The following is a 6,232-nucleotide window of genomic DNA, read 5'->3' as shown; positions in this document are numbered from 1 at the left end:
GAGATAGGAGTCCGTCTCGTGGGCTCGGAGATGTGTATAAGAGACAGCTGTCATACTGCGCAAAACCGTAACCATGCATCATTCCAGGACCCATTCCCGCCCCTGGACCGCCTCCCGGCCCCATCTGGGCATGTGTCGGTAACGCAACAAGTACGGTAACCAAAAAAGCACATAACAATGATACATCCAGACGTTTAATCCTCATTTTCTATCCCCCCTAACGTAAGTAAATAGTAATTGCCTGAAATCCAGAAACTACCCCGGCAAAAAATACCCTGTATGTAATGATTCAACACATATTATAATTGTTTTTTCATGTATTCTCTCGCGTCTCTGTCTGAAATATAAAATATATTCATTGGTCATCGGTAAAGGAATATTCGTTTCTGAGGCTATCGATTTTATATCAGAAGTCTGCCTCAAATATAGCCATATTTACCAAAAATCGATACTATGCTCCATCTCCGGCTCTGATAAAATTTTGAACATCTGTTGTGGAAATGAATGCAATTTATCATGCTTCTTCAGTTAACCGAAGACGCATGAAAATATATTAGAGAAGCATATGTCCCTCTTAAAAAGAGCTTCACATCTCGTCTTTCCGGCAATTTACAAAAACTTTATATCGGAGAACTGAGCGTTGGAGATTCATATTTAATCTTACTTCCTGTGTTTAATCTCCGTAATCAGATCGTAAATTACCGGATATATTATAAAGATTGAAATTATATGAAAACTGAGATAGATAGATCAAACCGAAAAGTTAACTTATAAAAGTGCTTTTTAAAAGTACTGCAAAGAATTTCATTCAGGCTCCGAAGTATATTCGGGATAAATAACCGGAGAAACAGGCAGTCATTAAAAGTGTTAAGTCTCAGTAAAAAAAAGAAAAAATGTTAAATCATTGTAAGTTAATTTACTCTGAACTCTGGAATTAAGGAATAGCTTAAATAATGCTTTTAACTATTGAGCGTATTCACAATTCACTGGAGAAATAGCATACTGAAAACCGCAACCTGTTGGTTGTAACTGGTGGAAAGGACTTGATGGCCGTTTCATCTGTGGAAAAGATTTCCCACGGCAATATATCTTAGAAATCTGATCAAAACAAAGAGGATGACATTCATGGACTTTGAAAAATTGAGACACGGGACCGAACTTATTAAGAGGGGCTTTGCAAGGATGCAGAAGGGGGGTGTGATCATGGATGTGACAACCCCGGAACAGGCCAGGATCGCAGAAGAAGCCGGAGCAGTTGCTGTCATGGCCCTTCAGGCTGTCCCTGCAGATATCAGAAAAGAGGGCGGAGTTGCCCGTATGGCAGATCCCGAAATCGTCCAGCAAATCATTGATACGGTTACTATCCCTGTAATGGCAAAGGCAAGGATCGGGCACTTCGTCGAAGCTGAAATCATGGAGGCACTCGGCGTTGACATGGTAGATGAATCCGAAGTCCTTACCCCCGCCGATCCTTTCTATCACATAGACAAGACACAGTTTACAGTGCCCTTTGTCTGCGGAGCCAGGAACCTCGGAGAAGCCCTCCGCAGGATCAACGAAGGGGCAGCCATGATCCGGACGAAAGGAGAAGCCGGAACAGGAGACGTCAGCCAGGCAGTAAAGCATATGAAGCAGATTCAGGGCGAAATCCGTGCCCTTGCCGGCAAGACAAAAGAAGAACTGATAATGGTTGCCAGGGAAATCGAAGCTCCTATCGAACTTGTAATGGAAACCGCAAAAATGCAGCGCCTGATTGTAGTAAACTTTGCAGCTGGCGGAGTTGCAACCCCTGCTGATGCGGCTCTTATGATGCGCCTTGGTGCAGATGGGGTTTTTGTAGGCTCAGGCATTTTCAAAGCCGAAAACCCTGAAAAGATGGCAAAAGCAATCGTTGAAGCCGTAAACAACTACGACAACCCTGCAAAACTTGCCGAGATTTCAAAAGGCATAGGCGCCGGAATGAAAGGCATCAGCGTAGACACGATCCCTGTCGAGGAAGCTCTTCAGGAACGCGGCTGGTAAAAACCACAATCCCGAGTTGCGCCAGCAGAGTTGCGATTCGGGATCACAGGAAATCGGAGATTTCCTGGGAGTTGCACTGCAAGTGCAACAGCCCGCAGTCCTTTTCGCTTCGCTCAAGAGGACTAATTTACGGGTTTTAGTAGTGAGTTTTGCTGAAGCGGACTAATTTGTGGGTTATGCAGTTAACTCCGCTCAAGAGGACTCAAAATTCAATTTTTTAAAAACAGATTTATTCTTGCAGGTTTGTAAGAATAAAATTTATTTAATTTTTTACATTTTTTGATCAACAAATAAAGGATTAATTTTGGAAAATGGTGTTTTTTATGAAAATAGGTGTAATCGCTATTCAGGGAGCGGTTTCTGAGCATGTTGATGCTTTGAAGAGAGCCCTTGCAGAGAGAGGGGTTGAGGCTGAGGTAGTTGCGATAAAGCATAAGGGAATTGTGCCGGAGTGCAGCGGGATTGTGATTCCTGGCGGGGAGAGTACGACTCTTTGCAGGCTGCTTGCCCGTGAGGGGATTGCGGAGGAGATTAAGGAGGCAGCAGCTAGGGAAATTCCGATTCTCGGGACCTGTGCAGGATTGATTGTGCTTGCAAAGGAAGGGGATGAGCAGGTGGCAAAGACCAGCCAGGAATTGCTCGGGATCATGGATACAAGGGTTAACAGGAACGCTTTTGGGAGACAAAGGGATTCTTTTGAGGCGGAGCTTGATGTGTCTATTCTTGATTCCCCTTTTACCGGTGTGTTTATCCGGGCTCCCGGAATCGTGAGCTGCGGGCCTGGCGTGCGCGTACTTTCCAGGCTTGAAGACATGATTATTGCTGCAGAGCAGGGAAATGTGCTGGCGCTTGCTTTCCACCCGGAATTAACCGACGATTTGCGCATCCATCAGTATTTCCTGGATAAGGTTTTTAACTGCTAAGAGTTACAGGGGTCAGGTTAATGGGTTTATCCTGTAGCTGACCATGATTTTTTTCATTTGTTTCTTTGGCATTAAAGTACGTGATTATTTGTTTTTCACGTACTCTCTCCTTCCTTTTTTGATTTGTGGTTTTTATTAAAATCATATAATATTCTTTTCATTTTATTTCTCATGATTAAGCAATTTTGAATAATCTTGCCTTATCTACGATATCACCTATCAAAGAAAATATCTGTTCCATCGTATTGTCAGTTTCAGGAGTAATATCTTTCTTCAACAGGTTTACATTCTTCGTGAATATTTCTTTTTAGGGTCCTCTAAAAATCATCAATTTTTTAAGGGTTACTTAACCTTGTTTAGTAGCTTAAGTATAATAATAGTGCTTCCCCGATTAAAGTACATGTAAAAAACATTTTATTTTTTATTTGAGAAATTATAAACCCTTAATTTCAGATTCAAAACCTTATTGCCCCCTATTTTAAACAACAATCTGAATCTAACAAAAAACGAGTCAAAAGCAGTAATTAAAATTAATTTTAGCTTGATTGAATATAAATGGTTAATTTGCCTCATTTTGAGCTTTAAAAGCTTAATAACGGTTATTTTTACAAAAAATACTTAGATGTAGCCTCCACGCATAAGAAGTGAATATAAACTACCCGCAAGAAAATAGCAAAGGGTCAAATATTTAAAGTGGTTTGGATAATTATTACACTGTAAACCTAAATTTGATAGGATATTGTCAACAGTTCAAAATGATTAATATTAAAGAAATTCACAAACTATACTGATAATCAATAACGGTAAAAAATAAAAAAGAGTATTATGTTTACCTGACGAAAGTGGGTTTTATTCTTGAAGGCGGACTTTTTGCAAACTATTCCCGATCATCAAATAGACGAAAAAGCAGTCTCATACTGGCGCTGGTCGGGACTGCTCGGCTCTTTTTTGTATTGGCTGGTACCTCTGGCTTATTATGGTGCCATGAGGCTCTGGAACTGGCCTGGATGGATTCTATCTATTATTATAGTTTTGGTACTGCTTATATCTTTTCTGGAAACCACGGTGATTCCGAATATTCGATGGAAAACGTGGCGTTACGATGTTTCTGAACACCAGATTGATCTTTATCATGGTGTGTTTATTAAATACCGTACTTTAATTCCCATGGTACATATCCAGCATGTTGATACTGTACAGGGACCATTAATGCGTCATTTTGGGATTTCTACGGTAACTGTATCAACTGCAGCGGATGAGCATGAAATACCTGCACTTGCAGATGATGTAGCCGCTGAACTACGAGAAAAGATTTCAGTATTAGCCCGGGTAGTGGATGAAGATGTATGAGCCTCAACGCCTGCACCCAGCAGCAATACTGGAGTTTTTGATAGGTACTATTTATAAACAGTTTCAATCCTTACTGCCACTTATTATTCTGGTATTTGGGCAAAACGAAATTCGCCGGTGTTTTCTTTTTGCATTGCCTGTAATACTGCTGCTGTATGTGTTATATATAATAGTTTACTGGCTGCGTTATGTATATTATATTCAGGATGATGAACTGCATCTGGAATTCGGTATATTCGTTAAGAAAAAACGATTCATTAGTTTTGGACGAGTTCAATCAGTTCAGGTATCTGCCGGAATAATTCAGCGTATATTCGGCCTGGTGAAACTGCAAGTAGAAACAGCCGGCGGGGGGGACAAAGCCGAACTTGTCCTGCCTGCTATTTCCAGGACAAGGGCAGAAGAGCTCCGGTATATTCTGGAAAGTAAACGACCCATACCGGCCCAGAAATACCAGGAAACAGAAGATCAACATACAGGAGAAATTTTCCGGCTCTCAACCCGTGATTTGTTCATTCTGTCCAGCACCTCCAACAGCATTGGGGTAGTACTGGTAGGTTTACTTGTGATATTCTCGCAACTGGAAGAGATCTTTCCCGATCTCAACATATGGAATATTATAGGGGATTATGTAAAGGAGCTTGCTGGCAAAACAATCACTACTATTATACTTGTTGTTTTAGTCATATTTTTACTTGCCTGGGTTCTGTCACTTTTAGGGAATTTTATTAAATTTGGCGGCTTTGAACTCATACGTATGGATAATAATATAAAAATTAATCGCGGTCTCATGGAAAAAAAGCAGCTCACCATACCAATTAAAAAAATCCAGGCTGTACGCGTAGTAGAAAACGTTCTGCGTCAACCGTTTGGAATGGTTAGTATTCAGGTAGTCAGTATCAGCAATGCCGGAGAAAAAGGCGAATCTAGTGTTCTTTTTCCGATAATTCCTCATAGACAGGTAAAGAAATTGTTAGAACAGGTCCTGCCTGAGTTTGCTGTCCCGCTTGAAACCAAACAGCTTCCTATCCGTTCACGGATAAGGTATATTTTAATAAATCTTATACCGGCATTTCTTGTAACTATATTAGCAATGTTCTTCATACCTTATGGCTGGTTCGCACTCCTGCTGTGGCCTCCGGCAATTTTGCTGGGCTTTATTCAATATCGGGATGCAGGCTTTAATATACAGAATAATAAACTGCTTATCAGTTCAAGGACCCTGGGTAAGGTTACTACTATAGTTCCCAGGCAGAAAATACAGTCTCTAGCTGTTTCTAACACCTATTTTCAAATAAAACGTAAACTGACTACATTGCATGTAGCGATTGCCTCCGGCAGCATTACTGCCAGTAAAAAATTGGTCGGTATGGATAAGGAACAAAGTGCAATGATCAGCAGGTGGTATTCTGATTTTGGTGGATACATATAATTCTGGTACTCCCTAATATCCATGTAACATTGTATAAAAAATAATATAGAATATAAATATAGCATATATATAGCATATAAATATTGGGAAACGTGGCCCAAAACAAAAATTCACTGACGTTTTTGTCCCAATGAAGCCTGTTGGAATCCCTTGTACGCATCCCCAAGGACAAATTTTTCAGATAAACTTGCAGACTTGCCTTTTCCTTGTACTCATTCTGAAATTACAGGAAGTTTACAATATATTTGGAAGAGAAGAGGTTTTGCCGATAGAAACAGGTTAAACTAAGGAAGCAAAATCAGCGTCTTTTTAATTTTTTCTGGTTTTTCTTCAATTTCAAAAATAATCATAAAATTTCATCCGAATTTGAGTGAACTACCCATCATTGAAATGACGGGCATCCTACTTCATGGCTCTCTCTTTTGAGAATAACTCCGCAGGCTCTACCCTCTGTTCCAGAGGCTGTCTCTTATACACATCTCCGAGCCCACGAGACGGACTCCTA

Annotated in this window: 4 protein-coding genes; all 4 read left to right on the top strand. The window is 40.5% G+C overall.

Features of this window, described 5'->3' with window-relative positions; translation table 11 throughout:
- The first annotated feature begins 1,125 nt into the window (after positions 1 to 1,125).
- Entirely contained in the window at positions 1,126 to 2,022 is an 897-nt protein-coding gene (gene pdxS, locus EO95_RS04425) for a pyridoxal 5'-phosphate synthase lyase subunit PdxS (RefSeq protein ID WP_048132552.1), read from the top strand.
- 323 nt (positions 2,023 to 2,345) lie between these two features.
- A complete protein-coding gene (gene pdxT, locus EO95_RS04420) occupies positions 2,346 to 2,945 on the top strand; it encodes a pyridoxal 5'-phosphate synthase glutaminase subunit PdxT (RefSeq protein ID WP_048132550.1) in 600 nt (199 codons plus the stop codon).
- An 855-nt stretch (positions 2,946 to 3,800) separates the two neighbouring features.
- The gene (locus EO95_RS04415; RefSeq protein ID WP_200894996.1) at positions 3,801 to 4,295 is read left to right on the top strand and encodes a PH domain-containing protein; all 495 of its coding nucleotides are present in this window, start codon (positions 3,801 to 3,803) and stop codon (positions 4,293 to 4,295) included.
- Positions 4,282 to 5,727 (top strand): PH domain-containing protein, encoded by a 1,446-nt coding sequence (locus EO95_RS04410; RefSeq protein ID WP_048132548.1) that lies wholly within the window; start codon positions 4,282 to 4,284, stop codon positions 5,725 to 5,727. The genes EO95_RS04415 and EO95_RS04410 overlap by 14 nt, the downstream gene beginning before the upstream one ends.
- Positions 5,728 to 6,232 lie beyond the last annotated feature (505 nt).

The organism is Methanosarcina sp. 1.H.T.1A.1 (assembly GCF_000979295.1).
Classification (GTDB): Archaea; Halobacteriota; Methanosarcinia; order Methanosarcinales; family Methanosarcinaceae; genus Methanosarcina.
Note: the sequence above shows the minus strand (reverse complement) of the source record. Positions and strands in the feature narration are given on the sequence as shown.